The following is a 26,134-nucleotide window of genomic DNA, read 5'->3' as shown; positions in this document are numbered from 1 at the left end:
CCTGCCGCCGTATCCTCGGTCGGCTCTCTACAAGGCTGCGGCCTCTGCCACGGTGATGTTCCAGAACGTTGGTGTGTGCCTTGTCTCTGGAGTGCTCGATGCCACCAAGCTGGGCTCCGCCCATCCGCACGTGAGTGACCAGACTGTCGCCCGCGTCCGCGACGGCGATGTTGCCGGGAGAGCCGGTACGGTCCGCCTCGGCGATGCCCGCGTCGATGATCCGGCGGGCATCGCTGAGACCAACAGTGTGTGTGCCGCGCATAAGAGAGACGGTAGATCCTCCGACGTCAGGTCGCCTTTCGGCACAACCACCCTGTGCCCCTCGACATTCGAACAGATTCGTAGGGTCGTCGGCGTGTTCTTGTACGGGGGTTTCCAGTAGTTCTCGCCGAAAAAACAGCGCTGACACTCCAGTCTGACTTCGTGATCTTGCTGTGGACCCCGGCCGGGAACGGGCACGGCCACCGCGTCATCATCGGTTGGTGTGTGGACAAACGAAGATCGTGCGGTGGCCGCTGGCCATAGCGCAGACCCTGCCAGCTGGCGGATGGCGTTCGACCAAGCCATGGCACGGATCGCGGGCCGCTTCGGCCGGGTTGAGCCGCGGGCGACCGCCCGCGGCCATCTGCTCGGCCTGCCGTCGGGCGTCGAACGCGAAGAACTGCTGACAGCGGGCCGAACAGGCCGGTCATGTCCGGCCCGGACCGATGCAGCGCCTGTCGCGTTACACCCGCTGGGACGCCGATGCCGTCTGTGACGACCTACGCGCCCATACCGTCGACCACCTCGGCACCGACGGCGAGGGGCTGATCGTGGACGAGACCGGCTTCGTGGAGAGGGGCCACGCCTCGGTGGGCGTGCAACGGCAGTACACCGGCACCGCGGGACGCATCGAGAACTCGCAGGTCGGTGTGTTCCTCGCCTACGGCAGCGAGCGAGGACGGGGCATTGATCGGCCGTCGGCCCTGTCTGCCCGAACGCTCCTGGTCCCACGACCCCGAACGCCGCCGCGAGGCCGGGATACCCCAGGATGTGCAGTTCGCCACCAAGCTGCGCCTGGCCTGGGAGATGATCGAGGCCGCGCTGGACGCCGGGATCACCGCCTCCTGGGCCGTCGCCATCTGCTGAGTGGAGTTCATCCCGGTCGCCTTCCCGGGGCGGGGGCGGTCAGATCCCCGGCCCCTGACCACCACCTGGCCACGGCTGTAGGGCGTGCAGGATCCGCATGCCCCCGGGGCCGCGCCGGTGTGGAGCAGGCCGTGGACGATCACCGTGTCATCGGTCGCGGTGTCCCAGGAAGCAGTGCCCGGTCGGACGTACCCTGGGCGGCCCAGGGGCGCGGGACACCCTCGCCTCGTGTTCGCTTCGTCGCTCCCGCAAAAAAATGGCGGAGGGATATAGACCTCGCCACGCTTGTCCATCTACTGTCTAGACATGCCTGGACAGGTACACAAGCATCATCGCATCGCCCGTGTCCTCGCCGACGAGATCCGCGCCGGAATACATACAGACGGCAGCAGACTCCCGGGCGAGCACGCCCTCACCCAGCGCTTCGGCGTCAGTCGCACCACCCTGCGGCAGGCGCTCCAGGTGCTCGGCGAGGAGGGACTCATCGCCACGCACGCCGGGATCGGCTCGTTCGTCACCTTCGACGGCGGGGCACCGCTGGACCACCGCCTGGGCTGGACCCGGGCGCTGGCGGAGCAGGGCACCGAGCTGTCGACGGAGACCGTCCGGTTCGAGCGGGTGGCGGACGACGCGCTGGCCGCCGAGCTGGGGCTGGCGTCGAGCGCGTTCGTCGCCCTGGACCGGGTCAGGCGGCTGCCCGACGGGCAGGGCGTCTCCCTGGAGCACAGCAGGGTGCCGGCCACCGGAGAACTGGCCGGACTGCCCGAGCGCGGCCTCGACGGGGGCTCGCTCAGCCGGACCCTGGTCGCCGCGGGCCGCGTCACCGAGTCCGGCGAGGGGCTGGTGACGGTGCGCGGGCTGGGCCCGGCCGAGGCCGCTCTGCTGCACCGCGCGCAGGGTGAGTCCTTTCTGCGCCTGAGCCAGGTGTACCGGGCCGCCGACGGCTCGGTGGTCGAGCACGTCACCAGCCTGCTCGACCCGGCCCGGTTCGAACTGCACATCCGATCAGGCCGAGGAGGCCGACTGTGACCGACCGGCTCGACCGCGCCCTCGGCGCCTACTACGGGCTCGCCCTGGGCGACGCCCTCGGCATGCCCACCCAGTCGATGTCCCGCCAGGACGTCGTGCGGTGCTACGGCACCCTCACCGGTTTCGTCCCCGCCCACCCGACAACCCGATCAGCGGCGGGATGCCGGCCGGATCCGTGACCGACGACACCGACCAGGCCGTGATCGTGGGCCGGCTCATCGCCGAGGGCCGGGGCAGGATCGACCCGCTGCGGCTCGCCCACGAACTGCTCGCCTGGGAGAAGGAGATGAAGGCCAAGGGCTCCTTCGACCTCCTCGGCCCCTCCACCAAGGCCGCCCTGGACGCGGTGGCCCGCGGCGTCCCGGCGCACGAGGCGGGGCGCACCGGCACGACGAACGGCGCCGCCATGCGCGTCACGCCGGTGGGCATCGCCCGCGCCGCCGGGCCGCTGGACGCCTTCCTCGACCACGTCGTGGAGTCCTGCCAGGTCACGCACGACACGAACATCGGCATCGCGGGCGCCGCCGCGGTCGCCGCCGCCGTCAGCACGGGCGTCGGCGGTGGCACGCTGGAGCAGGCCGTGGCCGCCGCGGTGAGCGCGGCGCGCGCCGGTGCCCGGCGCGGGCACTGGGTCGCGGGGGCCGACATCGCCACCCGTGTGGCCTGGGCCTGGGACCTGGTCCGGGGTCTACCGGAGGCCGAGGCCCTCGACCGGATCGTCACCCTGGTCGGCACCAGCGTCGCCAGCCAGGAGTCCGTGCCCGCCGCCTTCGCGGTCCTCTCCGTGGCCGACGGCGACCCTTGGCGGGCCGCCCTGCTCGCCGCCAACCTCGGCGGCGACAGCGACACCATCGGCGCGATCGCCGGTGCCGTCGCCGGGTCGGTCACCGGTCTCGCGGCGCTGCCCGCCGAGGCCGTGCGGACCCTCCGTACGGTCAACTCCCTCGACCTGGAAGCCCTGACGGGCGAGCTGCTCGCCCTGCGCTGACCGGCCCGCGCCCGCCCCGTCCCTCTCTCCCCCCCGCCTCCGCCCTTCTCTCTCTCCTCCCACCCGCTCCCCCGCACACGCACACGCACATGCACACGCACACGCACACGCACACGCACACCGCAAGGAGGTACCGTCATGACCGCTTCGAAGACGAACGATCGCGTCGGCGCCGTCGAGACCCGTGGAATCGAGCCGGTTCCCGAAAGCGAACGGCACGGCCGGGCCGGCCAGATGTTCTGGACCTGGTTCGCCGCCAACATCAGCATCCTGGGCCTGCCCCTGGGCGCCACGCTCGTCGCCTTCCGCGGCCTGAACATCTGGCAGTCGGTGCTCGTCGCCGTCGTCGGGGCCTTCGGTTCCTTCGCGCTGGTGGGCGCCCTGAGTCTGGCGGGCAAGAAGGGCGGCGCGCCCGCCCTGACCCTCTCCCGTTCGGTCTTCGGCCAGCGTGGCAACGCGGGGCCGACCCTGATCAGCTGGCTCAGCCGGGTCGGCTGGGAGACGATCTCCACCACCACGGCGGCGTACGCGCTGCTGGCGCTGCTGGACACCGCGTTCGGCGTCGGCCGGAACACCGTGCTCACCGTCGTCTGCCTGCTGGTCTTCATCGGCTGCACGCTGCTGATCAGCGGCCTCGGGCATGCCACCATCATGTGGATCAACAAGTGGGCCACGGTCGTCTTCGGCCTGCTGAACCTGGTCGTGATGGGCTTCCTGGTCGCCACCGTCGACTGGACCAAGGTCCTCGACACCCCTGCGGGCCCGGTCAGCGGAGTGGTCGCGGGCATCGGGTTCATCGCCTCGGGCACCGGCATCGGCTGGGCCAACGCCGGTGCGGACTACGCCCGCTACCTGCCCCGCGCGATCCCGGGCCGCAGGCTGATCACCGCCTCGGCGTTCGGCGCGGGCATCCCGCTGGTCCTGCTGATCTCGCTCGGCTCGCTGCTCTCGGCGGGTGACAAGTCCCTGGCCACCGCCTCCGACCCGGTCGCGGCGATCAACGCGATGCTGCCCTCCTGGATGGCGATCCCCTACCTCGTCGCGGCCTTCGGCGGACTGCTGATGTCGAACCACCTCTCCACCTACTCGGCCGGCCTGACGATGATCACCCTCGGACTGCGGGTGCCGCGGGCCGCCGCCGTCGCCCTCGACGTGGTGCTGATGTTCGCAGGCGGCATCTACTTCATGCTGATCGCCGACGACTTCTACGGGCCGTTCTCCACCTTCCTGACCCTGCTGGCCGTGCCCATCTCGGCCTGGATCGGAGTCATCGCGGTGGACTCGCTGTGGGGCCGCGCCTACGATCCCGAGGCGCTGATGGACACCACCCGCACCAGCCGGTACTGGTACTCGGGCGGCTTCCGGCTCCCCGCCGTCGCGGGCTGGGCCGCCGCCATCGTCGCCGGCCTGCTCTTCACCAAGGCGTCGACCAGCGACACCGACGTGTGGTTCGCCGGCCCGCTCGCGGACACCTGGCTCGGGGTGAACGGGCTCGGCTGGGCCATCTCGATGGCCGTCGGCGCCGCGGTGTACGCCCTGCTCGGCCGCCGTCCCGGCGCCGCGGACCGCGACGGTGTGACCGGCTCCCCGGCCCTTCAGGAGGTCCGGCGATGACCCGCCGACTCGTCCTCGCCGGCAATGTCATCGCCGACCTGGTCATCGAGGTGCCCGCGCTGCCCGAACGCGGTGGCGACGTCATCGGCACCCGCACCGAGACAACCGCGGGCGGCGGCTTCAACACCCTCGTCGCGGCCCGGCGCCTCGGCACGGAGGCCGTCTTCGCCGGGCTGCACGGCACGGGCCCGCACGGAGACCTGGTCCGGGAGGCGCTCACGGCCGAACACATCGTGCCGCTGCTGCCCGCCCGTACGGACGGCGACACCGGCTTCACCGTGGCCCTGATCGACGGCGACGGCGAACGGACCTTCGTCACCAGCTTCGGCGTCGAGGCCACCCTGACGCAGTCGGACGTCGACGCGGTAGCCGCGCGCCTGCGGCCCGGCGACCTGCTCCAGCTCTCCGGCTACGGGCTGGTCCTGCCGGGAAACGGCCCGCTGCTGTCCGCGTTCACGGCCGGGCTGCCGGCGGACGTCACCGTCTGCCTGGACCCGGCGCCGCTGGTGGCCGACATCCCCGAGACCGTGCTGGCTCCCGTCCTGGCCCGCACGGACTGGCTCAGCGCCAACGCCCGCGAGGCCCGGCTGCTGTCCGGGCACGAGGACCCGCGGGCCGCCGCCACCGCGCTGCGGGACCGGCTGGCGCCGGGTGCGGGGGTGCTCGTCCGGGCGGACAAGGACGGCTGCTGGCTGGCGGCGCCCGGCCAGGCACCGACGCACGTGCCGGGTTTCCCCGTCGAGGCGGTGGACAGCAACGGCGTCGGAGACGCGCATGTCGGCTCGTTCCTCGCCCTGCTCGGGCAGGGGCACGACCCGCTGACCGCCGCGCGCGGGGCCAACGCGGCCGCCGCCTACGCGGTGACCCGAAGCGGCCCGGCCACCGCACCGGACCGCAGGGAACTGGCCCGCTTCCTCGGGGACGACCCCCTCGGACGTCAGCTCTTCGGCTAGGGTCCTGCGCGCCGCAGACGCACGGGGAGGCGCCGCACAGATGCGCCGGACACCCGCCGGTGGAAGCGCCCGAGGCGCGGGGCCCCGACGGGAACCGACGCGACCAGTGCTCGTTCGGTACGCGGTCACGTCACGTGGGACAGGGCGTCGGGGTGGGAAGGCGGCCTGCGTGGAAGGCGGTGGGCGAGAGTCCCATGAGCGTGCGGAAATCAGCCGTCAGGTGGGACTGGTCGTAGTAACCCCGGTGTCGACGGCAAGCGCCGCCCACTGTGCGGATCCCGCCCCGGCCGGCGCGGCGCGGATCCGCTGGATGCGGGCGAAGCGCTTGGGGGTCAGGCCGACATGGCCGGCGAACAGGTCGCGCGGATGGCGTTCGCTGACCGACAGCCGCCGGGCCAGTGCGGCGACCCGCTCCCCGGAAGTGGACAGCGACGCGACGGCCTCGCGGAGAAGCAGGTCGCGGGCGTCCGCAACGCGGTGCACGCAGGTGAGCAGGGCTCCTCGATTCCCCGAAGAACCGGGTCGAGACCGGTCAGCTCGTTGAGCCGCTGTTCCAGGCGGGCGGCGCGCTCCCCGCGCTGAGCACGGCCGAGGAATCGACCGTCTGCGGGCCCTCCTGGACCGGCACTCCACGCCTGACCTAGGCGTCCGTGGAAGAGACCCGCACCGGCGTGTCGTGAACCACGCGGCGAGGCTGCGGAACCGGATCCCGGACCGCTCGGGCAGCAGGGTCATCCGGCGAGGAAACGCAGCAGCTCGGCGGTGACGAACCGGGGGTTCTCCTCGACGAGCCAGTGCCCGGCCTTCGGCACGTCCACCGCCCGCACGATGTCGGTCATGCGCGGGGCCACCGTGCGCCGGATCGCGTCGAGTTGCCCTTGGGCGGTCATGAGCAGAGCGGGGACACGTGCAGGTGCTGCCGCCTTGGTGTCGAGCACGTCCTTGTCGAGGGCGCGGTAGAGCTCGAAGCCGGCCACCAGAGCCTTGGGCCGGCTGTAGGTCCGTGCGTACTCGTCGATCTCGGTGGTGGTGAACGGGGACCGGTCGGAGGTGCCACCGAACGCCGTGCCCCCGAACGATACCTGGGGATAGAACAGCGCCAGGTACTCGCGGACGTGGTCACCCACGACCGCCTCGGGTATCCGTCGCTGGGAGTGGAAGGCGATGTGCCAGCTCAGTGAGCGGTAGGTGCGCGCATCGATCACGGGCCCGGGCAGCGGCAGGTCGAGGTAGCCGAGGCGTGCGGTGTCGTCGGGGAACCGGCTTGCATACTGGAATGCCACCGCGGCGCCGAAATCGTGCCCGACGACACGCGCGTCACGCACCCCGAGCCGGTCGGCGATCAGCGTGTGCACGTACCGCGCCAGCGTGGCTTTGTCGTACCCGGTCGGTGACCCGGTGCTGTCCCCTAGGCCGGGGAGGTCGACGGCGTAGACGGTGTGGTGCTCGGCGAGTTCCGGCATGATCGGCCACCAGCCGTACCAGGTCTGCGGCCAGCCGTGGATCAGTACGACCGGCGTGCCGCTGCCGCCGGTGACGTAGTGCATGCGGACGCCGTCGACGTCGGCGAAACCGTGCCGGAAGCTGTGCTCGAACCGGGGATCCCCCTGGGTGGCGGCGGCGTAGGCGGGAACCTCGCCGTCCGCCGCCGGTGCGGAGCAGGCCGCGGTGGCGATCGTGAGGAGGAGGGTGAGCAGGACGATTGTCACCGTGTGCGCGGATCGGAGGAAGGGGCGCGGCGACGGCCATGGTGCGGTGATCATGGGTTCCTGTCCTGGAGGTGGGGGATCGACGGGTCGACGGCCGGTCGTGCCGTCGAGGCGGGTTCGCGGAGGATGTGTGCGCGACCCGCCTGTCGGCCGGTGGAGAACGTCGGGCCGAACAGGTCCAAGGCACAGCGGCTGTTCGCGAGTGGCTCTCGGGCCGGTGTGCGCCCAGTCTCGCCAGGCACCCCGAGACCTGGCACGGGATCTTGCGGTTACGGCAAGATGGCCGGATGGATCGCAAGACGGACGACGACGTCCTCGACGCGGTGGGGCCGCGTCTTCGCACGCTGCGTCGTGACCGCGGCATCACCCTCGCCGACCTCGCGGCGACGACCGGGGTGTCGCAGAGCACCCTGTCCAGACTGGAGAGCGGGCAGCGCCGACCGAGCCTGGAACTGCTGCTGCCGCTGGCGCGTACCTACGGCGTTCCGCTGGACGACCTCGTGGGTGCCCCGCGCACGGGCGACCCCCGGATCCACCTCAAGCCGATCAGGCGATTCGGGATGACGTTCGTGCCCCTGTCCCGGCGACCGGGCGGGGTGCACGCGTTCAAGATGATCATTCCCGGCCCGCCGGAACCACTCGAACCGACCCCGCAGACCCACGAAGGCTTCGAGTGGCTCTACGTGCTCAACGGCCGCCTGCGGCTCGTGATCGGTGAGCGCGACCTGACACTGCCGCCCGGTGAGACAGCCGAGTTCGACACGTCCCTCCCCCACTGGCTGGGCAGCGCCGACGGCGGCGTGGTGGAGCTTCTCATCCTGTTCGGTCTGCAAGGGATGCGTGCACACGTACGCACCGACCCTCATCGATCGCAGCAGGCCGGCAACCAGCGGTGAACTCAGCGGGAGACTCCGTGCGCGCGTCGGTGGCGCAAAGGGCGCGGGAAGGCGGTGCCCTGGATCAGCGTCGAGCAGACCGGGTGGGCAGCTTTTGACAGATCGTCAGTATTCTTGTTCCACCTCGCTGTTGCGTCGGCCGGGACCGCTCCTCGGGGACGGGCCGACCGCGCGTGGAGCCCCTGGGGAAGCCGAGGTCAGGCCGATGCCCACGGCACCGCGGCCGGCGGACGCGCACCACAGGAGCGCGCTCCCGGGGCCGGGGGCGTTCGCGAGCCGGCCCAGTATGTTGTTGGCACCACCAACGCCAAGCTCTGCACGAGCGACAGCAGCGACCGGACCCGGGACAAGTGCGTGCCCGGGGCGCCGGCCGGTACCAGTGGGCCCACCCGGGCAGCCGGAGCGCGGCGAAGAGTATTCCGGCGCCCTACCCTGCGGCGACCAGGCCCGCCGTTCCCGGCCCCCAGCCGTTGGAACGGACCAGCGGCGGGCCGAGCAACGAGATCGCCGGCAGCAGCGCCGCCGCGGCCGCTGCCGTCAGCAGCAGCGCGTGCGCAGGACGGGATCCGCCGCCGCGAGCTTCGGCCTGTCGGTGATCCCCGCGAGCACGCTCTGCGCACGAGGAGCCCGCTCCGTCTCGGCCGCCGGGCACACCCACACCGTGACGGCCAGGACCACGACGAAACTGCCCGCGTCGACCAGGGCCGTCCCCCAGGCCGAAAGCGGCCACCAGCGCCGCCCCGAGCTGTGCGGCCGCCTGACCGCTGCCTGCCGCACAGCCATCGCACGGGGGAACTGTTCCTTGCTCACCGGGCGGCGCGGCATGGGGCCCGTCGCGGGCAGACAGAACGCGTCGACGGTGCCGACCACAGCGGCGAACCCGAGGAGCACCCCCAGCGACGTCCCCCGCGTCCCGGTCGCCAGAGCCAGAGCCAGGGCGAGGACAGCCGCAAGCATCGCGGCATCGCCCGTGATCAGCACGCGGTGGGCGCCGGAGCGGTCGCCCGCTGCCCCGCCCAGCAGCGGGAGCACGGACCGGGGCAGCGTGATCGCGGTCAGCACCAGTGCGGGCGCCTGACCGCTGTGGGCACCGGCGGCCCGGCTGAGGGGGAAGCAGAGAGCCGCGTCACCGGCCAGAGAGGCGCAGGTCCCCGCGAGCCAGAGAACGCACGACCAGGGAAGAACGGTTCCCGAGGGCGGAGGGACAACGGGTCCCGTGGTGCCGGATGACGCCATGGCCGCTGCCCCTAGGGGCTGTCTGGGGAGGCGCCGAGGAGTGGTGATGAGGGGTCGGAGCCCGCTGCTGGTCTGTGCCGTCGCGCCGGTGATCCTGTGCTTCGGCGCCGTCACCGGATGCTCGTCGGGATCCTCCGGGGGATCCGGCGCGGCGCGGCCCGCGCCACGGCCCGCCGATGCCAGGTCGATCACGCCGTGCGACTTCTTCACCGAGGACGAGGTGACGGAGTACGAACTGCACGACGCCCGGCCCATGAGCGACCCGCCCGGCTGCCTCTGGGAGGGTTCGGCGTTCTTCGAGGGCGCGAGCACCGCGCTGACGCTGACGCTGCTGCCGAGGTCCGCCGACGCGGAGGTGCGCACCCTGCGCGCCTCCTCCGGGGAACGGATCACCGAGCGCTCCGCCGTCGGCGGCCGGCGGATCTGGCGGAACACGACGCCGGGGAACGACGTCCGGTGCGAGCTGCTGTTCTCGATCGACGGCTCCTCGGCCGCCCTCGTCCGGCTCTCCGAGTTCCTCGGCGTCTCCGACGTCAGACCCACCCAGCAGGACCTCTGCGACGGCCTCGACAAGCTCGCGCCCCGCGTGGAGGGGAAACTGCCCGCCGCCCGCTCCTGACCGTCCGGCACGGCCTCGCACACGGCAGTCCATGGCCGCCGGGACCGCGACAGCGCGCCGTGGCGAGGCACTCGACGGGCGGGCGGACGGCGGGGCCCGCTTCCCGGCGCCCGGCTCACCGACCCGGACGACGGAACCGAGGCGGAGCCGGCGGTCCCGCGTGACGGCGGCCGTCCTCCTCGCCGAGCCGCCGGGCGAGGACCTGCGGCGCGTCCGCGCGGTCCGGCGGCGCACCGGCGCGGACCAGCGGTGCACCCGCGCCCGTCTCCGCAGCGGCGCGGGACCGGGCGGCGCGGGGCCGGCGGCACTGGCCGCGCTCGCCGCCGGAGCACCGCTCGGGCGCTTCGGGTCCACGACGGCGGCGACGGGGCCGCGCTCCGGGCACCCGGAGCAGGTACAGGCACGGCCGCCGCCTCGGCGCGGACCTCAGGCTCCGGTGCCGGGGCCCTCCTCCGGGGCCAGCAGAACGGCCGTGCGGCCGGTGTGGGCGACGGCGTCGCTGACCCGGGGGCTGAAGATGCCTTCGAGGAAGCCGCGATGGTGCGGGCTGAGGACCACCAGGTCGGCGCCGAAGTCCTCGGCGGCGGCGGAGATGGCGGTGGCGATCTCGGTGGTGAGGCCGCTCGCGACGGTGCCCTCGGCCTCGACACCCGCCTCGCGCAGCGCGGTGACGGCCTCGTCGACGAGGGCCTTGGCCTCCGCGTCGCCCTCCAGCGGGACGACGACGGCGAGCGTCGCCGCGGTGGGCGCGACGTGCAGCACGCCGACCCTGGCGCCGGTCAGCCGCGCCATGTCACCTGCCAGTCGCACGGCCGAGTGGCGGGCGGGGCTCGAGTCGACGGCGACGAGTACGCGGTGGAACATGTGCTTCCCTCTTCCGTTCGGATCCTGCCCGACCGCACCGGCCGGTGCGGTCGAACACCGGTATGAACACCGGCCGGTGGTGATCTGTTCCGGGCGGCCCCGCGGACCCGGCCGGACGCCGGTGCGCTTGCCCTGAAGCGGGCTCCAACCCGTAGGGTCACGCCGACATCTGAGGACGGCTCGCGAGGAGACACACATGCGCCACCGCGTTCTGGGCGGTACCGGCATCGAGGTCAGCCCCTACTGCCTCGGCACCATGATGTTCGGCTCCGTCGGCAACGCCGACCACGACGACTGCGCCCGGATCATCCATGCCGCGCTGGACGAGGGCATCAACTTCGTCGACACCGCCGACATGTACTCGGCCGGGGAGTCCGAGACCGTCGTCGGCAAGGCACTCAAGGGACGGCGCGACGACGTGGTGCTCGCCACCAAGGTGCACTTCCCGATGGGGGACGGACCCAACAGCGGCGGGAACTCCCGGCGTTGGATCGTCCGCGCGGTCGAGGACAGCCTGCGGCGCCTGGGCACCGACTGGATCGACCTGTACCAGGTGCACCGGCCCGACCACCGCACCGACGTCGAGGAGACCCTCTCCGCCCTCACCGACCTCGTGCGCCAGGGCAAGATACGGGCGTTCGGCTGCTCCACGTTCCCCGCGGAGCAGATCGTCGAGGCGCACCATGTGGCCGAACGGCGCGGTCTGCACCGATTCCGGACCGAGCAGCCGCCGTACTCGCTGCTGGCCCGGGGCGTCGAACGGCATGTGCTGCCGGTGGCCGAGCGCCTGGGCATGGGCGTGCTGACCTGGAGCCCGCTGGCGTCGGGGTTCCTGACCGGCCGCTACCGCAAGGGCCGGGACACCGATCTGAGCACGGGGCGCCCCGCCCTGCACCCGGGCCGCTTCGACCCGTCGGCGCCGACCACGGTCGCGAAGCTGGAGGCGGTCGAGGAACTGGTGGCCCTGGCCGAGGAAATGGGCCGCACGCTGCCGGAACTGGCCGTGGCCTTCCCGCTGGCGCATCCCGCGGTCACGTCCGTGATCATCGGCCCGCGCACCATGGAGCAGCTGCGCGCCACTCTGAAGGGCCGGTCCGTGGTCCTGGACGACGCCGCGCTCGACCGGATCGACGCGATCGTGCCGCCCGGGACCGACGTCTATCCGCCGGACGGCGTCTGGGCCCCGCCGGCGCTGACCACACCCGCGCTGCGGCGCCGTCCCGCCGGTTCGCGCTCCGCCGACTGAGCGGCGCGGCCGTGCCCCGGCCCCCGGGGCCGCGCCGCGCCCGTCGGCGGTACGGCGCGCGGGTCACCTCCCGGCGATGCTGCCGCCGCCGTCCACGCCCAGCGTCTGGCCGGTGATGTAGCCCGCGTCCTCGCCGAGCAGGAACGCGATGGCCGCGGCGACCTCGCCGGGCCGACCGAGCCGCCCCGCGGGCACGGAGCGCAGCACCCGTTCCTCCTCCTCGCCTCCGACCGGGTGCGAGGCGCGGAACAGATCCGTCTCCACCGGTCCCGGGGCGACGGAGTTCACCGTGATCCCGTCGGCGGCCAGCTCCAGCGCCCAGGTGCGGGTCAGGCCGTCCAGCGCGCTCTTGGCCGCCGTGTAGCCGCTGCGGTGGCGCGCGCCGAGCACGGAGCGGCTGGTCACGTTGACGATGCGGCCCCAGCCGCGCCGCCGCATGCCCTCGACGCACGCCTGGGTGACCTGCACGGCGGTGCGGACGTTCAGGTCGAGGACGGTCCGCAGGGTGTCGAGCCGGACCTCGCCCAGCGGTTCGGGCAGCGCGACGCCGACGTTGTTCACGACGGCGTCCACCGGGTGCTCGGCGGTGACGGTCTCCAGCACCCGCGCGGTCTCCGCCTCGTCGGCGAGGTCGCAGCGGTACAGCTCGCCGGGGAAGCCGCCCTCTCCCGCGGACCGGGCGATCCCGAGCACCCGGTGCCCCTGCCCGGCGAGGCGGCGGCCGGTGGCGAGCCCGATCCCGCGCGACGCTCCGGTGATCAGTACGGTCCTCGCAGGCATGCTGTCGGGCCCCTTCCGCTCGTCGACGGTCCGGGGCCGATCATGCCACCGCGGTGGCGGTCCGGCCGCCGGAGCCGACGCGATCCGGTCAGCGGACGTGCCGTGACCGGACCGCGCCGCGCCCCCCGGCACCGGGCGGGTCCCCGGGGAGGGGTGGGCCGCCGGCTAGGCGGCGAAGCGCTGTCCGGCGGAGCCGTCGCAGTTCTGCAGGCGCAGCGGCTCACGGGGCGCGGCGTGGGCCAGGCACAGGCCGGTCGCGGCCGACGGGCGGATCGTGTCGCCGTCGCGCACGAACTTCTGGTTGGCGGAGCCCGAGCAGTTCCAGACGATCAGCGCGGCGCCCGCCTGGTACCGGGCGCCGGGGACGTCCAGGCAGCGGTCCTGGGTGAGCGCGGTGTGGAAGGTCCGGCCCGCGGGGTCGTACCACCAGCCCTGGTTGCGGGTCCCGGCGCAGTCCCAGCCGAGCACCGCGGTCCCGTTCGCGCTCCGGGAGGCGGAGACGTCCATGCAGCCGCCGGTCCCCCGGTTCTTCACCGGCGCGTACACGTCGTCCCAGGCGTACGGGTAGAGGGCGGGCGTGCCCGCGGAGTCGACGTCGGCGCAGGACGCCTCGCGCAGCCCGGAGTCGTAGAACCGGGTGAGGCAGGAGGCGAAGGCGGCGTGGCCGCGCGCGTTGGGGTGGAAGGACTGCCGCACCGAGTTGGCGTCCGGCAGGCCGGGCTTGGAGAGGTCGATGTAGAGGCCGCGGGCCCAGGTGTTCTCCGTGCACACCTCGTGGCCGTGGAAGAGGCGCGAGGCGTCCAGGTAGGACGCGCCGGTGTCCGTGGCCGCCCGGCGGATGCCGCGTTCGAAGGCGGGCACGGCGACGTTGCGGCCCCAGGCGGTGTCGGAGTCGTAGCCGAGGCCGCCGCAGGCGAGCTTGCCGGGGAAGGCGGGGTTGTCGCGGAAGTCCGGGCCGATGGGGCTCGGGTAGCTCATCACGACCAGCTTGTAGTCGCCGTCGGCGTAACCGGCGTCGCGCATCACCGACTTCAGGTCGCGCACGGTCTGCTCGACCTTGGGGACCAGGGCGTCGACGCGGGACTGCCAGGACGGCGCGTACTTGGGCTCGCAGGGGCCCTGGGAGAGCAGATAGCGCTCGACGCAGTCGGTCATGACGGGGCCGAACTGGAGGTCGTCGTTGGCCCCGGCCACGAGGAGCACCATCTTGACCCGGGTGGTGCGCGCCTTGACGGCCAGGTTGTCGCTCTGCACGAGTTCGTCGGCGTACTGCTTGGTCCCGCCGGCCCTGATGTTGCCCGTGTAGGCGCCGGAACAGGCCACGTTGAAGGTGACGTCGGCGGGGATGCCGGTGCGGTGGACGGCGGCGTCGGGTGAGCGGTGGCACCAGTTGTCGGGGCCGTTGGTGGGCGGTTCGTAGGTGCCGACGCCCTCGCCGGAGATCTCGCTGTCGCCGAGGGAGATCAGTGAGGTCTTGCGGGCGGCGGGCGGGCGCTCGGCGGGGTCGCCGTAGAGCGCGGTGGCCTCCGCCGCCCGGACGGCCTCCAGTTCGGGCGGGAGCGCGGTGACGGCTGCCGCCCGCTGCTGGGTGGTGCCCGTGTCGGCCGCGACGGCGGGGACGGCGTTCGGCGCCGTGCCGAGCAGTGCGGCGGTCGCGACGGCGGCGAGGGTCCACCGGAGTCTGCGCCTGGTGCGTCTCATGAGACCTCCTGGCAGAGTGGGTTACCCACGGTTCTTACTGGCCGGTAAGAGTTTTGGGAATACCCGGGGCCCGAACTCGCCCGATCGTGCCGGAGGTTGACGCGCCGCCGCCCGGAATCGTGCCGGGTGGGCGCACGGAGGGGGAGCGACTAGCGTGAGGGGATGCGACATGAGGTGACCGGCGCCGACACGGCGGTGTCCCTGGGCAGCGGTGATGTGCCGGTGCTCGCCACTCCGCGGCTGATCGCCTGGCTGGAGGCGGCGACGGTGCGGGCCGCCGCGCCGTTCACCGCCCCGGGGCGGACGACCGTGGGCACGGAGATCCGGGTGCGGCATCTGCGGGCCACGCCGGTGGGCGGCCGGGTGGAGGTGACCGCCGAGGCGCCCGCCGCCGAGGGGCGGCGGCTCACCTTCCGCGTCAGCGCCGTGGACGGTGCCGGGGAACTGGTCGCGGACGGTGAGATCCACCGGGTGCTCGTCGACCGGGAGCGTTTCCTCGCCTCGGCGCCCGCGGCGCCCGCGGCGCGCCCGGAGGGGACGGAGGACTCGGGGAACTCGAAGGACTCGGAGGGCTGACCCGCCCGGCCGCCGCCCGCTCCCGCGGCCCGGCGTGACGGCCGCCGCACCCGGGCCACGGCCCCGCGCCGCTCGTCATACGGGCGTGTGGCCCGCCAGGTAGTCCCGTACCGCGCCGGGGAGCGCGCCGTGCGCCGCCTCCGCCACCGGCACCCAGCGGATCTGCTCCGGTGCGAGCCGGGCCCCGGACGAGGGGTCCGCGGTCAGCAACTGGCACACCACGGCCTCGCCCGCGTCCTGCGGGTCCAGCTCCGAGGAACCGTCGACCAGATAACCGGTGGTCTCGTGGACGACCCGGGCCGCGGTGGCCCGCGACGTCTCCGCAGGCTCCGGGGTGCCCGAGGGCAGCCGCCACCCGCCCCGCTCGTCCACCAGCAGCAGGCGTCCGTCGTGGACGACCACCGCCTGCACCGCGCCCCGGGGGGTCTGCTCCGACGTCATGGTCCCGCCTTCCCGTAGTCCCTGCGCCCCGTACGGGCAGGAGGATCCGTGGACGGGCCGGCCCGTCCACGGATCCTCCTGCCCGCTGGGCGGCCCTCCTACCCGGCCGGCCGTCTCACACCACGGTGACCGCCACGCCGGTGGCGTCGATCCGGGCGAGCGCGTCGGCGGGCGCCGACCGGTCGGTGACCAGGTGGTCGATGTCCGTCAGGGAGCAGATCCGGGCGAAGGTGGCCCGGCCGATCTTCGTGTGGTCGGCGACCACCACGGTCCGGTCGCCGCTGGCGGCGAAGGCGCGGTCCGTCGCCGCCTCCAGCTGGTCGTGGGTGGTGCAGCCGTGGGTGGCGCTGATCCCGTCCACGCCGAGGAAGGTGATGTCGGTGTGGTGGTCGGCGAGGGTCTTCTCGGCGATGGGTCCGACCAGCTCGTAGCTCTCGGTGCGGGCGTAGCCGCCGACGACGACGAGCGTGACGTCGTGGTGCGGCACCAGCTCGGCGGCGATGTTGACCGCGTTGGTGACGATGGTGACGGCGCCCCGGGCGGCCAGGACCCGGGCGATCTCGGTGACGGTGGTGCCGCCGGTCATGCCGACGACCGCGCCCTCGGGGACCAGCTCGGCGGCGGCCCGCGCGATGGCCTGCTTCTCCGCCCGGCGGTGTTCGGTGCGGTGGCGTACCGGGAGTTCGGGGCCCGTGCCACCCGCCATCGCCCCGCCGTGCGTGCGGCGCAGCAGGTTCAGCCGGCTCAGATGTTGCAGGTCACGCCGGACGGTGGCGCCGGAGACGTCCAGCAATCGGGACAACTCGGTGACGTCGACGGCACCACGCGCGGAGACATGCTCAAGTATGCGCGCATGACGCTCAGTTCTCAGCATGAAGTGAGCATAGACCGCGCACCGTGGGCGGCAAGATGCGCAGCTCCGATCTGTTGACATGGCGAAAATTGCTCGCTTTACTCCTTCCAACGCTGGAGTTGAGCACCCGGCGTCAGAGGTACGCCCAGCCGGTAGCGCGGTGCGCTCACCGCAAGTCCGGACAAAGTCGCCAGGATCCGTCCACCGGGACGCGAGGTCCGAGGCGGGGACGTACCCTCGCATCTTCTGGAGCTCAAGGATGTCCCTCTTCTCTAGGACCGGGTCCCGTCGGCGCGCCGCCGCGGCGGCGGCCGTGGCAGCGGCCGTCGTCTGTCCCCTCACCGCCTGCGCCTCGGCCAGCGCGGCCGTCCAGGATGTGACCCCTCCCCCGGCGCACGCCGGCTTCGACTACCAGATCGGCACGGCCTACACCCCGCCCGCCGGGGTCAAGGTGGTGACCCGCGACCACCAGGCGTCCCCCGCGCCCGGCCTCTACAACATCTGCTACGTCAACGCCTTCCAGGCCCAGCCCGGTGCCGAGGCCGAGTGGGGCGACCTGCTGCTGCGCGACGCCTCCGGCAAGGTCGTGTACGACAAGAACTGGGGGGAGGCCATGCTCGACATCCGCACCGACGCCAAGCGCAAGCAGATCGCGGCCAAGGTCAACTCCTGGGTCGACTCGTGCGCGGCCAAGGGCTTCCAGGCGGTCGAGCCCGACAACCTCGACACCTTCGACCGCACCAAGCTGATCAGCCAGGACAACGCGGAGACGTTCGTCCGGCTGCTCGCCGACCACGCCCACACCAAGGGCCTCGCGATCGCCCAGAAGAACGCCTCCGCGCTCTCCGGCGACCGGGCGCGCACCGGTCTCGACTTCGCCGTCGCCGAGGAGTGCGGCCGGTGGGACGAGTGCGGTGACTACGTCGACGGCTACGGCGACCACGTCATCGTCATCGAGTACGAGGCCAAGGGCCTGAAGAAGGCCTGCGCCGCCTACGGCGACCGGCTCAGCATCGTGCTGCGCGACCTGGACGTCACGGCTCCCGGGAGCAGCGGCTACGTCCGCAAGACCTGCTGAGGCGGCACCGCCCGCCCGCCGCGCGCGCATCCGTTCGTGTGCGAACGCGTCCGGATGCGTCGCGCGGGCCCGTGGACGCCCGCCCGCGCCACCGGATGTCGACGGTTGTCACCGGACGCCCTCCGCCGCACCGGCGCCCTGGCACCAGCGCGTCCGGCGGCACCGTCCCACCCCTCCCCACTCCCGCCTTCTTCCGGCCTGCCGTGCCGGAACGTTCCTCCGCGTGGCGTCCGCGTCGCGCGACCTCTGGGGGCTCACATGGTTGCAGCACATCGTCCGCCGGGCATCGGCCCCGGACGCCGTACGTTCCTGCGGCGGGGCACGGCGCTGGCCCTCGGCGCCGCCGCGACGGCCGCGCTGCCCGGCTGCGCCGCCGGGACCTCCGACGGCGTCGGCGCGGACGGCCGGGTCACCGTCGAACTGTGGCACGGCCAGACCGACACCGGCCGCGCGGCGATCGAGAAGCTGGTCGCGGAGTTCAACCGCACCCATCCCGGCATCCGGGTCGACGCGGGCGGCGGCGTGCTGGCCGACGCCATGCTCCAGAAGATCACCGCCGCCCTCGCGGCCGGCTCGTTCCCGGACGTCGCCTATGTCTTCGGTTCCGACCTGGCCAGTGTCGCCCGCAGCCCGTCCGTGGTCGACCTGACCGAGACGGTCGGCTCCGGGCCGACGCCCTGGAACGACTTCTGGGCACCGGCCCGTGCCGCGGTCACCCTCAACGGGCACGTACGGGCCGCACCCGCCCTGCTCGACTCCCTCGCCGTCGTCTGCAACAAGAAGCTCTTCCGCGACGCCGGGCTGCCGCTGCCGCGCCCCGGCTGGACCTGGGAGCAGTTCACGGACACCGCGGCCCGCCTCACCGACCGGCGGCGCGGGGTCTTCGGCACCGGCTGGCCCGGTGTCGGCGACGAGGACACCGTGTGGCGGCTGTGGCCGATGGTGTGGGACCTGGGCGGCGACGTCATCGCCCCGGACGGACGGCACATCGGGTTCGAGGACGTCGGCGAGAAGGCCCTGGGCACCGTGGCCGCCCTCGCCGGGGACCGGAGCGTCTACATCGACCCCAAGCCCGGCAGCGAGCAGATGTACCAGGTCTTCGCCTCGGGCCGGATGGGCATGGTCGTCACCGGGCCGTGGCAGCTGCCGGACATCCGCCAGGCGGGCATCGACCACCAGGTGGTGCCGCTGCCCAGCTACAGCGGCCGGCCGGTGACCATCTCGGGCCCCGACACCTGGACCGTGTTCGACAACGGTCCCGCCCGGACCAGCGCCGCCCGCACCTTCGTGAGCTGGCTGACCCAGCCCGCCCAGGACGTCCGCTGGGACGTCAGGGCCGGCAGCCTGCCGCTGAGCCGGAGCACCCAGGCCCTGTCCGCGTGGCGCGAGCAGGAGGCGCGGACCGAGGGGCTGCGGGTGTTCACCCAGGCGCTGACCTCGGCCCGGGTACGCCCCGTCCACCCGGCCTACCCGCAGGTCTCCCAGGCGCTCGGCCAGGCGATCGCCGCGGTGCTCATCGGCCGCAGCACGCCCGCCGAGGCGCTGCGCGACTGCGCCCGCGAGGCCAACGCCGCACTGCTCATCCCGCGTTGAGAGGACCACCATGCCCCGCCTGCCCTCCCCCCTCACCCTCGCGGACCGCGGCCCCCGGAAGAGCCGTACGACCGGCCGCGGCGACGGCGGCGATCCGCACGACGCGGCGCCCGGCCCCGCGCCGCACGCCGGTTCCGCACGCCGCCGGGCCGCCCGGGAGACGGCCACCGCCTGGGGCTTCGTCTCCCCCGCGGTGCTGGTGATCCTCGGGCTGAGCGTGGTGCCCGTGGCGTGGTCGCTGCTGCTGTCCTTCCAGGCCGACGACCTGGTCACCCCCAGCCGCTGGGTCGGCCTCGACAACTACCGGGCACTCGCCCAGGACCCGCACTTCAGCCAGGCCGTCCGCAACACGCTGCTGTACACGCTGCTGTACGTCCCGCTGAGCATCGGCCTCGGGCTGTTCCTCGCCCTGGCGCTCAACCAGCGGCTGCGCTTCGTGGCGCTGTACCGCACCCTCTTCTTCGTGCCGTTCGTGGTCTCGGCGACGGCCCAGGGCGTCCTGTTCTCCTTCATCCTGGACCCCGAGTTCGGCGCGGCCAACTCCGTGCTGCACAAGATCGGCGTCTCCCCGCAGGGCTTCCTCACCGATCCCGGGCAGGCGCTGCCCGCGCTCGTCGCGATCTCCCTGTGGAGCGGCACCGGCTTCTGCGTGGTGGTCCTGCTCGCCGCGCTCCAGGACGTACCGCCCTCGCTGGTCGAGGCGGCGCGGCTGGACGGCGCGGGCCGCCGCCACATCCTGCGCCATGTGACGCTGCCCGCGCTCACCCCGGTCCTGGTCTTCCTGCTGCTGTGGCAGACCATCAACGCGCTCCAGGTCTTCGACCTCGTGTACGTGACGACCAAGGGCGGCCCGCTCGGTTCCACCACGGTCATCGTCTACTTCATCTGGGAGCAGGCGTTCAAGAACTTCACCGCCGGGTACGGCGCGGCCGCGGCCTACGCCCTCGCCCTGGTCCTGCTGGTGCTGGCCGCCGTACCGCGGGTGAGCCGCGCCGTGCGCCGCCGGACGCACCGGGGGCCCGCCCGCCTCAAGGACACCGGCCACCGGGCCCGTACCGGCGGCACCGGTCTCGAAGGAGCCGCACGATGACGGTCACCTCCCCCTCTCCCACGGTCCTGTCCTCCGCCGCCGGAGCCGGCGACGGCACGGACGGCGGTCCCGGACGGCCGCGCAGGCGGTGGCCGTTCAGCCCCTGGCACCTGCTCCTGGCCCCGCTCGCCCTGGTGTTCGCCGTACCGCTGATCTGGCTGGTGCTCAGCTCCTTCATGAGCGACGCGCAGATCAACCGGTTCCCGCCCGCGCTGTGGCCCTCGCACATCGACCTCGGCGGCTACCGGTACGTGCTGGGCAACGCCATGTTCCCGCGCTGGTTCCTCAACTCGCTGATCGTGTCGCTGGTCGCGGTGGCGTCCAATCTGGTGCTGGGCGCGCTGGCCGGATACGCGTTCGCCCGGATGCGGTTCGCCGGGTCGCGGCTGCTGCTGGGGCTGATGCTGGCCACCATGGCCATCCCGTTCCAGCTGACGATGATCCCGACCTTCCTGGTCATGAAGCGGCTCGGGCTCATCGACACGCTGGGCGCGCTGATCGTGCCGTCGCTGGTCACGCCGTTCGCGGTGTTCCTGCTGCGCCAGTTCTTCCTGTCCCTGCCCCGGGAACTGGAGGAGGCGGCCTGGCTGGACGGCTGCTCCCGGCTGCGGGTGCTGTGGCGCATCGTGCTGCCGCTGTCCCGGCCGGCGCTGAGCACGGTGGCGGTGCTGACCTTCCTCACCACCTGGAACGACCTGAGCTGGCCGCTGATCGCCATCAACCACGACACGCAGTACACGCTCCAGCTGGGACTGACCACGTTCCAGGGGCAGCACCACACCAAGTGGTCGGCGGTCATGGCCGGCAACGTCATCACCGTGCTCCCCGTGCTGCTCGCCTTCCTGCTCGCCCAGAAGTCCTTCATCCAGTCGATCACGTCGAGCGGCCTCAAGGGATGAACCCCGCGCACCGCCCGTACCGCGCCCACCGGGCGCACCCCGTCCGCACAGCAAGGAACCCCGCATGCCGTACGCCCACGACCTCCTCGTCCTGGGGGACGCCAATCCCGACATCGTCGTCGGCCCGCTCGACGCGCCGCTCGCCTTCGGACAGCGCGAGCGGCTCGTCGACAGCGGGGCGCTGTCCCTCGGCGGGTCCGCCTCGATCATGGCGTGCGGGGCCGCGCGGCTCGGTCTGAAGGTGGCCTTCGCCGGGCGGGTCGGCGACGACGACGCCGGCCGCTACGTCCGCGCGGCGCTGGAGGACCGGGGCGTGGACACCTCCGCGCTGCGCGTCGACCCGGACCTGCCCACCCCGCTCACCGTCGTACTGACCCGGCCCGACGGCGACCGGGCCATCCTCACCGCGCCCGGCACGCTCCCGGCGACCGGGCCCGAGGACGTGCCCGAGGCCCTGCTCACCGGCAGCCGGCACGTGCACGCCGCGTCCTACTTCCTGCTGCCCCGCCTGGCCGCCGCGCTCCCGGAGCTGTTCGCCACCGCCCGCGCGCACGGCGCCACCACCTCCCTGGACACCAACGACGACCCGGCGGGCACCTGGGCGGCCGGCCGCCTCGCCGACGTCCTCGCCGCCACCGACCACCTGCTGCCCAACGCGCAGGAGGCGCGGGCACTGGCCGTCGCCGCCGGCGCTCCCGAGGACGTGCCCCTGGAGGAGGCCGCCGCCGTGCTGGCGGCCCACGGGCCGCGGGTGACCGTCAAGGACGGGGCGCGCGGCGCCCTCACCCACGACGGCCGCACCCCGCTGCACACTCCCGCCGTCCCCGTGCGGCCGCTGGACACCGTCGGCGCCGGGGACAGCTTCGACGCCGGATTCGTCGCCGCGCTGCTGCGCGGCCTGCCCCTCCCGCAGGCCCTCGAGATCGCCGCGGCCTGCGGCGCACTGTCCACCAGGGCCCATGGCGGAACGCCGGCCCAGCCCACCTGGGACGAGGCCGCGGCCGCCGTCACTCGCAACGGAAAGAACCAGTGATGACCACCCAGACCCCCCCTTCCGCTCCCTCCGGCTCCTCCCCCAAGGTCGCCTTCGTCGGCGCGGGCAGCGTCGTCTTCACCCAGGGACTCCTGGCCGACCTGCTGGCCTTCCCCGAGCTGCGCGGCGCGCACATCGCCCTGCACGACATCGACGCCGAACGGCTGGCCACCGCCCACGGGGCGGCCCGCTACATCGCCGACCGGCTCGCCCCCGCCGGGAACGTGCGGATCACCGCGCACGCCGAGCGGCGCGCGGCCCTCGCCGGTGCCGACTTCGTCATCAACATCGTCCAGGTCGGCATGCGCGAGGCCACCCGCACCGACTTCGAGGTCCCGGCCCGCTACGGGCTGCGCCAGACGATCGGCGATACCCTCGGCGTCGGCGGCATCTTCCGGGCGCTGCGCACCTTCCCGCTGCTCAAGTCGCTCGGCGAGGACATCGCCGAGGTCTGCCCGGACGCCTGGCTGCTCAACTACACCAACCCCATGGCGATGAACGTCCAGTACCTGACCCGGGCGACGGGGCTCACCCGTGTGGTGGGCCTGTGCCACTCGGTGTACTGGACCGTCCACGACCTCGCCGAACTGCTCGGCGTCCCGCACGAGGAGGTCACCTACCGGGCCGCCGGCGTCAACCACCAGGCGTGGGTGCTGCGCCTGGAGCACCGGGGCACCGACCTCTACCCCCGGCTGGACGCGCTGATCGAGTCCGACCCCGAACTGCGGCGCCGCGTGCGGGTCGACATGTACCGGCGCCTGGGCTACTACCCGACCGAGACGAGCGAGCACTCCTCCGAGTACGTGCCCTGGTACCTGCACCACACCGACGAGATCGAGCGGCTGCGCCTCCCGGTCGGCGCCTATCTCGACATCGTGGACGAGAACATCGCCGCCTACGAGCACACCCGCGACGCCCTCGCCCAGGGCGAGCCGCTCACCGTCGAGGGCACCATGGAGTACGCCCCGCAGATCATCCACAGCATCACCACGGGCACCCCGCGCACGGTCTACGGCAACGTCCCCAACCACGGGCTGATCGACAACCTGCCCGCGGGCGGCACCGTGGAGGTGCCCTGCCTGGTGGACGCGCTGGGGGTGCAGCCGACCCGGGTCGGCGCGCTGCCCGCCCAGTGCGCCGCGCTCAACCGCTCCTACCTGAGCATGAACGACCTGGTCGTACGGGCAGCGCTGGAGGACGACCCGCGCTCGATCCGCCAGGCGGCCATGGCCGACCCGGCGACGGCCGCCGCCCTGCCCGTGGAGCGCATCTGGGACCTGTGCGACGACATGGTCCGGGCCCACGGCGACCTGCTCCAGCCGTCGCTGCGCGCCACGCTCGGCCACTGACGGATGCCGCACGGGCGCGCCCCGGGCCGCGGGGCGCGCCGGAAGGGAGGACGGCCATGACCGAGGTGACGCTCCTGCTGGTGGGGGCCGGACTGCGCGGGATGACCTACGCGCGTCACGCGCAGGCGGGCGGGGCGGCGCGGGTGGTCGCCGTGGCCGAGCCCGACCCGGAGCGGCGGGCGCGGGCCGCCGCCGAGTTCGGCCTCCCGCCCGAGCGGACCCACCGCGACTGGCGGGAGGCCGCCGCCGCGGGCCGGGTCGCCGACGCGTGCGTCATCGCCACCCAGGACCGGGACCACACCGGGCCCGCGCTGGCGCTGGCCGCCCTCGGCCACCACATCCTCCTGGAGAAGCCCATGGCGACCACCGCGCGGGAGGCCGCCGCGATCGCGGACGCCGCCCGCGAGCACGGTGTCCTCCTGGCGGTGTGCCATGTGCTGCGCCACACCGGCTACACCCGGCGGCTGAAGGCGCTGCTCGCCGAGGGCCGCGTCGGACGGCTCGTCAGCGTGCAGCACCTGGAGCCGGTGGGGTGGTGGCACCAGGCGCACTCGTTCGTCCGGGGCAACTGGCGGCGCGCCGACACCTCGGCGCCGATGCTGCTCACCAAGGCGTGCCACGACATCGACTGGCTGGTGCACCTCGTCGGGGAGACACCCGCGCGGGTCGCGTCCTTCGGTTCGCTGACCCACTTCAGGGCCGAGGACGCGCCGGCCGGGGCCGCCGCCCGCTGCGCGGACTGCCCGCTGGAGCCCGCCTGCCCGTACTCCGCAAAGCGGCTCTACCTGGGCTGCCTGGGCGATCCGGAGCAGGAGTTCTGGCCGCTGTCGGCGGTGACGGCGGACCACACGGAGGCGGGGGTGCTGGAGGCGCTGCGCACCGGGCCGTACGGGCGCTGTGTGTACGCCTGCGACAACGACGTGGTGGACCACCAGGTGGTCACCATGGAGTTCGCCTCCGGTGCCACCTGCTCGTTCACCATGAGCGCCTTCACCCCGATGGAGCAGCGCCGCACCCGGCTGATGGGCACGCACGGCTTCGTGGAGGGGGACGGCACCACACTGCGGGTGGTCGACTTCCGCGACGGTGCCGAGGAGTTCGTCGACCTCGCCGCGGAGGCCGGTGCGCAGGCGGGTCCGTCCGCCGAGGACGGCCACGGCGGCGGTGACGAGGCGCTGACCGAGGCGTTCGTCGCCGCCGTCGCGACCGGGGACGCCTCGCTGCTGCTGTCGGACGCCGAGGAGAGCCTGGCCACCCACCAGGTGGTGTGGGCGGCCGAGCACGCCAGGACGACCGGGACGGTGGTGGAGGTCGCCGACTGGGCCGCAGCTGCGGCGGCCGGTTGAGGGTGCGGCCCGCCGGACGGGTGTGTCAGGCCAGTTCGCCCAGCACCTCCCAGGTGCGCAACCGGTCGTCGGGGCCGCCGAGTTCGCTGGCGGAGACGACGACCTCGGTGGCACCGGCGTCGCGGTAGCCGCGGACGGTGTCGGCGAGGGTCTTCTCGTCGCCGATGGCGGCGAGTTCCACCGGGTGGGCGACGCCGGACTGCTCGATGACCCGGGCGTAGGACGGGATCTGCTGGTAGAAGGAGAGCGCCTCGTGGGCGGCGGCGCGCACCCGTCCGGGTTCGGCGGTGACGACGCCCGGCACGAAGGCGACGACGCGCGGCGCGGGGCGGCCGGCCTCCTCGGCGGCCCGGGTGAGGGCCGGGACGATGTGCTGCTCCAGGGCCCGCGGACCGGCGAGATAGGGCAGGATGCCGTCGGCGAGCCGGCCGCTGACCCGCAGGGACTGCGGCCCCATCGCGGCGACCAGCAGCGGTACGGCGGGCTCCGCGCCGGGCACCGAGGCGGGCAACGGCGTGCGGGCGGTGAGCAGTTCGCCCTCGAAGTCGGCCTGCCCGGTCTCGGTGAGCGAGCGCAGCGCGGTCAGGAACTCGCGCAGCCGGGCGACGGGCCGCTCGAAGGGCAGTCCGAAGGCGCCCTCGGTGAACAGCTTGGTGCCCAGGGCGAGTCCGAGGTGGTAGCGGCCCCCGGTGGCGGCCTGGACGGTCTGCGCCTGGCTGGAGACGAGCAGCGGATGCCGGCCGAAGACCGGCAGCGCGGAGGTGCCGAGGTGGATGCCGGGCACCTCGCGCCCGACGATCGCGGCGATCGTCGGCGAGTCGTAGCCGAAGGTCTGGCCGAACCAGAGGGATCCGAGCCCGGACGCGCGCGCCTGCCGTGCCTGGCGCACCACCTCCTCGACGGGCAGCGCGGATCCGGTCGTGTCGATGGTCACTCCCACAGTCATGTGGGGGTCAACGGCGGTGCGGCGCCCGGGGATTCCGTTTTCCGTGTGAACAGTTCGTTGCGGCGGACGGGAGCCAGGACGCCGGAGCTGGTTCCGGCGGCGTTCCCACCGCGGCCCCTCCCGTTCACGCGTGTGTCGCGCTTCCTCGCCAAGGTAGCCTCCTGGCC

At 73.3% G+C, this 26,134-nt stretch carries 23 protein-coding genes and 3 pseudogenes; 16 read left to right on the top strand and 10 right to left on the bottom strand.

The genetic code is table 11. From position 1 onward, the window contains the following. Positions 1 to 76: 76 nt before the first annotated feature. Positions 77 to 262: pseudogene (locus A8713_RS34685) on the bottom strand (heme-binding protein); the annotation flags it as partial. A gap of 445 nt (positions 263 to 707) precedes the next feature. Between A8713_RS34685 and A8713_RS35015 the strand changes: the two are divergent. The 5 genes and pseudogenes from A8713_RS35015 to A8713_RS30675 all read left to right on the top strand — a co-directional run bounded on the left by A8713_RS35015 (position 708) and on the right by A8713_RS30675 (position 5,712). Beyond that, positions 708 to 1,128, top strand: a pseudogene (locus tag A8713_RS35015) (transposase). Between the two features lie 306 nt (positions 1,129 to 1,434). Beyond that, entirely contained in the window at positions 1,435 to 2,157 is a 723-nt protein-coding gene (locus tag A8713_RS30690; RefSeq protein ID WP_064536978.1) for a GntR family transcriptional regulator, read from the top strand. A 62-nt stretch (positions 2,158 to 2,219) separates the two neighbouring features. After that, positions 2,220 to 3,145, top strand: a pseudogene (locus tag A8713_RS30685) (ADP-ribosylglycohydrolase family protein). 138 nt (positions 3,146 to 3,283) lie between these two features. After that, on the top strand, positions 3,284 to 4,759 hold the full coding sequence (locus A8713_RS30680; RefSeq protein ID WP_064536977.1) for a purine-cytosine permease family protein: 1,476 nt from the start codon (positions 3,284 to 3,286) through the stop codon (positions 4,757 to 4,759). Further along, on the top strand, positions 4,756 to 5,712 hold the full coding sequence (locus tag A8713_RS30675; RefSeq protein WP_064536976.1) for a PfkB family carbohydrate kinase: 957 nt from the start codon (positions 4,756 to 4,758) through the stop codon (positions 5,710 to 5,712). The genes A8713_RS30680 and A8713_RS30675 overlap by 4 nt, the downstream gene beginning before the upstream one ends. A 216-nt stretch (positions 5,713 to 5,928) precedes the next feature. On the opposite strand, the gene A8713_RS30670 is transcribed toward A8713_RS30675, so the two are convergent. Both A8713_RS30670 and A8713_RS30665 read right to left on the bottom strand, forming a co-directional pair. After that, on the bottom strand, positions 5,929 to 6,195 hold the full coding sequence (locus A8713_RS30670) for a hypothetical protein (protein ID WP_064536975.1): 267 nt from the start codon (positions 6,193 to 6,195) through the stop codon (positions 5,929 to 5,931). Between the two features lie 248 nt (positions 6,196 to 6,443). Further along, a complete protein-coding gene (locus tag A8713_RS30665) occupies positions 6,444 to 7,475 on the bottom strand; it encodes an alpha/beta fold hydrolase (protein WP_064536974.1) in 1,032 nt (343 codons plus the stop codon). 233 nt (positions 7,476 to 7,708) lie between these two features. Here A8713_RS30665 and A8713_RS30660 point away from each other — a divergent pair, with 233 nt between their 5' ends. After that, entirely contained in the window at positions 7,709 to 8,317 is a 609-nt protein-coding gene (locus A8713_RS30660; protein WP_064536973.1) for a helix-turn-helix domain-containing protein, read from the top strand. Positions 8,318 to 8,854: 537 nt separating this feature from the next. Here the strand turns inward: A8713_RS30660 and A8713_RS30655 are convergent. Next, a complete protein-coding gene (locus tag A8713_RS30655) occupies positions 8,855 to 9,379 on the bottom strand; it encodes a hypothetical protein (protein WP_064536972.1) in 525 nt (174 codons plus the stop codon). Positions 9,380 to 9,599: 220 nt separating this feature from the next. On the opposite strand from A8713_RS30655, the gene A8713_RS30650 reads away from it, so the two are divergent. Then, on the top strand, positions 9,600 to 10,172 hold the full coding sequence (locus A8713_RS30650; protein ID WP_064536971.1) for a DUF3558 family protein: 573 nt from the start codon (positions 9,600 to 9,602) through the stop codon (positions 10,170 to 10,172). A gap of 426 nt (positions 10,173 to 10,598) precedes the next feature. Here the strand turns inward: A8713_RS30650 and A8713_RS30645 are convergent, their stop codons facing one another. Next, on the bottom strand, positions 10,599 to 11,036 hold the full coding sequence (locus tag A8713_RS30645) for a universal stress protein (protein ID WP_064536970.1): 438 nt from the start codon (positions 11,034 to 11,036) through the stop codon (positions 10,599 to 10,601). 196 nt (positions 11,037 to 11,232) lie between these two features. Between A8713_RS30645 and A8713_RS30640 the strand changes: the two genes are divergently transcribed. Continuing rightward, positions 11,233 to 12,282 carry an aldo/keto reductase gene (locus A8713_RS30640; RefSeq protein WP_064536969.1) on the top strand — a complete coding sequence of 350 codons (1,050 nt, stop codon included), beginning with the start codon at positions 11,233 to 11,235 and terminating at the stop codon, positions 12,280 to 12,282. A 63-nt stretch (positions 12,283 to 12,345) separates the two neighbouring features. On the opposite strand, the gene A8713_RS30635 is transcribed toward A8713_RS30640, so the two are convergent. Next, a complete protein-coding gene (locus tag A8713_RS30635) occupies positions 12,346 to 13,062 on the bottom strand; it encodes an SDR family oxidoreductase (RefSeq protein ID WP_064536968.1) in 717 nt (238 codons plus the stop codon). A 165-nt stretch (positions 13,063 to 13,227) separates the two neighbouring features. Next, entirely contained in the window at positions 13,228 to 14,763 is a 1,536-nt protein-coding gene (locus A8713_RS30630) for a ricin-type beta-trefoil lectin domain protein (protein ID WP_064536967.1), read from the bottom strand. A gap of 162 nt (positions 14,764 to 14,925) precedes the next feature. Here A8713_RS30630 and A8713_RS30625 point away from each other — a divergent pair, with 162 nt between their 5' ends. Continuing rightward, a complete protein-coding gene (locus A8713_RS30625) occupies positions 14,926 to 15,339 on the top strand; it encodes a thioesterase family protein (RefSeq protein ID WP_064536966.1) in 414 nt (137 codons plus the stop codon). Positions 15,340 to 15,414: 75 nt separating this feature from the next. On the opposite strand, the gene A8713_RS30620 is transcribed toward A8713_RS30625, so the two are convergent. After that, positions 15,415 to 15,780 (bottom strand): NUDIX hydrolase, encoded by a 366-nt coding sequence (locus A8713_RS30620; protein ID WP_064536965.1) that lies wholly within the window; start codon positions 15,778 to 15,780, stop codon positions 15,415 to 15,417. Between the two features lie 115 nt (positions 15,781 to 15,895). Then, entirely contained in the window at positions 15,896 to 16,654 is a 759-nt protein-coding gene (locus tag A8713_RS30615) for a DeoR/GlpR family DNA-binding transcription regulator (RefSeq protein ID WP_026252843.1), read from the bottom strand. 238 nt (positions 16,655 to 16,892) lie between these two features. Here A8713_RS30615 and A8713_RS30610 point away from each other — a divergent pair, with 238 nt between their 5' ends. The 7 genes from A8713_RS30610 to A8713_RS30580 all read left to right on the top strand — a co-directional run bounded on the left by A8713_RS30610 (position 16,893) and on the right by A8713_RS30580 (position 25,021). Next, complete coding sequence (locus A8713_RS30610; RefSeq protein WP_064536964.1) at positions 16,893 to 17,711, top strand: endo alpha-1,4 polygalactosaminidase; 819 nt, start codon at positions 16,893 to 16,895, stop codon at positions 17,709 to 17,711. Positions 17,712 to 17,969: 258 nt separating this feature from the next. Beyond that, positions 17,970 to 19,304 (top strand): ABC transporter substrate-binding protein, encoded by a 1,335-nt coding sequence (locus A8713_RS30605; RefSeq protein ID WP_064536963.1) that lies wholly within the window; start codon positions 17,970 to 17,972, stop codon positions 19,302 to 19,304. Positions 19,305 to 19,314: 10 nt separating this feature from the next. Continuing rightward, positions 19,315 to 20,394, top strand: coding sequence for a carbohydrate ABC transporter permease (locus A8713_RS30600; protein WP_064536962.1), 1,080 nt, complete (start codon positions 19,315 to 19,317; stop codon positions 20,392 to 20,394). Next, on the top strand, positions 20,391 to 21,293 hold the full coding sequence (locus A8713_RS30595; RefSeq protein ID WP_064536961.1) for a carbohydrate ABC transporter permease: 903 nt from the start codon (positions 20,391 to 20,393) through the stop codon (positions 21,291 to 21,293). Before A8713_RS30600 ends, A8713_RS30595 begins: the two co-directional genes overlap by 4 nt. Before the next feature lie 64 nt (positions 21,294 to 21,357). Next, on the top strand, positions 21,358 to 22,326 hold the full coding sequence (locus A8713_RS30590) for a carbohydrate kinase family protein (protein WP_064536960.1): 969 nt from the start codon (positions 21,358 to 21,360) through the stop codon (positions 22,324 to 22,326). Continuing rightward, entirely contained in the window at positions 22,326 to 23,675 is a 1,350-nt protein-coding gene (locus A8713_RS30585; protein WP_064536959.1) for an alpha-glucosidase/alpha-galactosidase, read from the top strand. The genes A8713_RS30590 and A8713_RS30585 overlap by 1 nt, the downstream gene beginning before the upstream one ends. A gap of 56 nt (positions 23,676 to 23,731) precedes the next feature. Next, positions 23,732 to 25,021: a Gfo/Idh/MocA family protein gene (locus tag A8713_RS30580; RefSeq protein WP_064536958.1), complete on the top strand. Its 1,290-nt coding sequence runs from the start codon at positions 23,732 to 23,734 to the stop codon at positions 25,019 to 25,021. 25 nt (positions 25,022 to 25,046) lie between these two features. Here A8713_RS30580 and A8713_RS30575 read toward each other — a convergent pair whose 3' ends face one another. Further along, on the bottom strand, positions 25,047 to 25,967 hold the full coding sequence (locus A8713_RS30575; RefSeq protein ID WP_064536957.1) for an LLM class F420-dependent oxidoreductase: 921 nt from the start codon (positions 25,965 to 25,967) through the stop codon (positions 25,047 to 25,049). Between the last annotated feature and the right edge of the window lie 167 nt (positions 25,968 to 26,134).

The sequence above is a fragment of the Streptomyces sp. SAT1 genome (assembly GCF_001654495.1).
Classification (GTDB): Bacteria; Actinomycetota; Actinomycetes; order Streptomycetales; family Streptomycetaceae; genus Streptomyces; species Streptomyces andamanensis.
This window is presented reverse-complemented; position numbering and strand designations above follow the sequence as displayed.

Excerpts from the sequence above, each read along its gene's own strand:
- A8713_RS30650 (WP_064536971.1), top strand. The coding sequence starts at position 9,600 with ATGAGGGGTCGGAGCCCGCTGCTGGTCTGTGCCGTCGCGCCGGTGATC.
- A8713_RS30595 (WP_064536961.1), top strand. The coding sequence starts at position 20,391 with ATGACGGTCACCTCCCCCTCTCCCACGGTCCTGTCCTCCGCCGCCGGA.
- A8713_RS30610 (WP_064536964.1), top strand. The coding sequence starts at position 16,893 with ATGTCCCTCTTCTCTAGGACCGGGTCCCGTCGGCGCGCCGCCGCGGCG.
- A8713_RS30580 (WP_064536958.1), top strand. The coding sequence starts at position 23,732 with ATGACCGAGGTGACGCTCCTGCTGGTGGGGGCCGGACTGCGCGGGATG.
- A8713_RS30615 (WP_026252843.1), bottom strand. The coding sequence starts at position 16,654 with ATGCTGAGAACTGAGCGTCATGCGCGCATACTTGAGCATGTCTCCGCG.
- A8713_RS30625 (WP_064536966.1), top strand. The coding sequence starts at position 14,926 with ATGCGACATGAGGTGACCGGCGCCGACACGGCGGTGTCCCTGGGCAGC.
- A8713_RS30640 (WP_064536969.1), top strand. The coding sequence starts at position 11,233 with ATGCGCCACCGCGTTCTGGGCGGTACCGGCATCGAGGTCAGCCCCTAC.
- A8713_RS30575 (WP_064536957.1), bottom strand. The coding sequence starts at position 25,967 with ATGACTGTGGGAGTGACCATCGACACGACCGGATCCGCGCTGCCCGTC.
- A8713_RS30630 (WP_064536967.1), bottom strand. The coding sequence starts at position 14,763 with ATGAGACGCACCAGGCGCAGACTCCGGTGGACCCTCGCCGCCGTCGCG.
- A8713_RS30635 (WP_064536968.1), bottom strand. The coding sequence starts at position 13,062 with ATGCCTGCGAGGACCGTACTGATCACCGGAGCGTCGCGCGGGATCGGG.
- A8713_RS30645 (WP_064536970.1), bottom strand. The coding sequence starts at position 11,036 with ATGTTCCACCGCGTACTCGTCGCCGTCGACTCGAGCCCCGCCCGCCAC.
- A8713_RS30675 (WP_064536976.1), top strand. The coding sequence starts at position 4,756 with ATGACCCGCCGACTCGTCCTCGCCGGCAATGTCATCGCCGACCTGGTC.
- A8713_RS30590 (WP_064536960.1), top strand. The coding sequence starts at position 21,358 with ATGCCGTACGCCCACGACCTCCTCGTCCTGGGGGACGCCAATCCCGAC.
- A8713_RS30620 (WP_064536965.1), bottom strand. The coding sequence starts at position 15,780 with ATGACGTCGGAGCAGACCCCCCGGGGCGCGGTGCAGGCGGTGGTCGTC.
- A8713_RS30585 (WP_064536959.1), top strand. The coding sequence starts at position 22,326 with ATGACCACCCAGACCCCCCCTTCCGCTCCCTCCGGCTCCTCCCCCAAG.
- A8713_RS30600 (WP_064536962.1), top strand. The coding sequence starts at position 19,315 with ATGCCCCGCCTGCCCTCCCCCCTCACCCTCGCGGACCGCGGCCCCCGG.
- A8713_RS30605 (WP_064536963.1), top strand. The coding sequence starts at position 17,970 with ATGGTTGCAGCACATCGTCCGCCGGGCATCGGCCCCGGACGCCGTACG.
- A8713_RS30690 (WP_064536978.1), top strand. The coding sequence starts at position 1,435 with ATGCCTGGACAGGTACACAAGCATCATCGCATCGCCCGTGTCCTCGCC.
- A8713_RS30665 (WP_064536974.1), bottom strand. The coding sequence starts at position 7,475 with ATGATCACCGCACCATGGCCGTCGCCGCGCCCCTTCCTCCGATCCGCG.
- A8713_RS30660 (WP_064536973.1), top strand. The coding sequence starts at position 7,709 with ATGGATCGCAAGACGGACGACGACGTCCTCGACGCGGTGGGGCCGCGT.
- A8713_RS30680 (WP_064536977.1), top strand. The coding sequence starts at position 3,284 with ATGACCGCTTCGAAGACGAACGATCGCGTCGGCGCCGTCGAGACCCGT.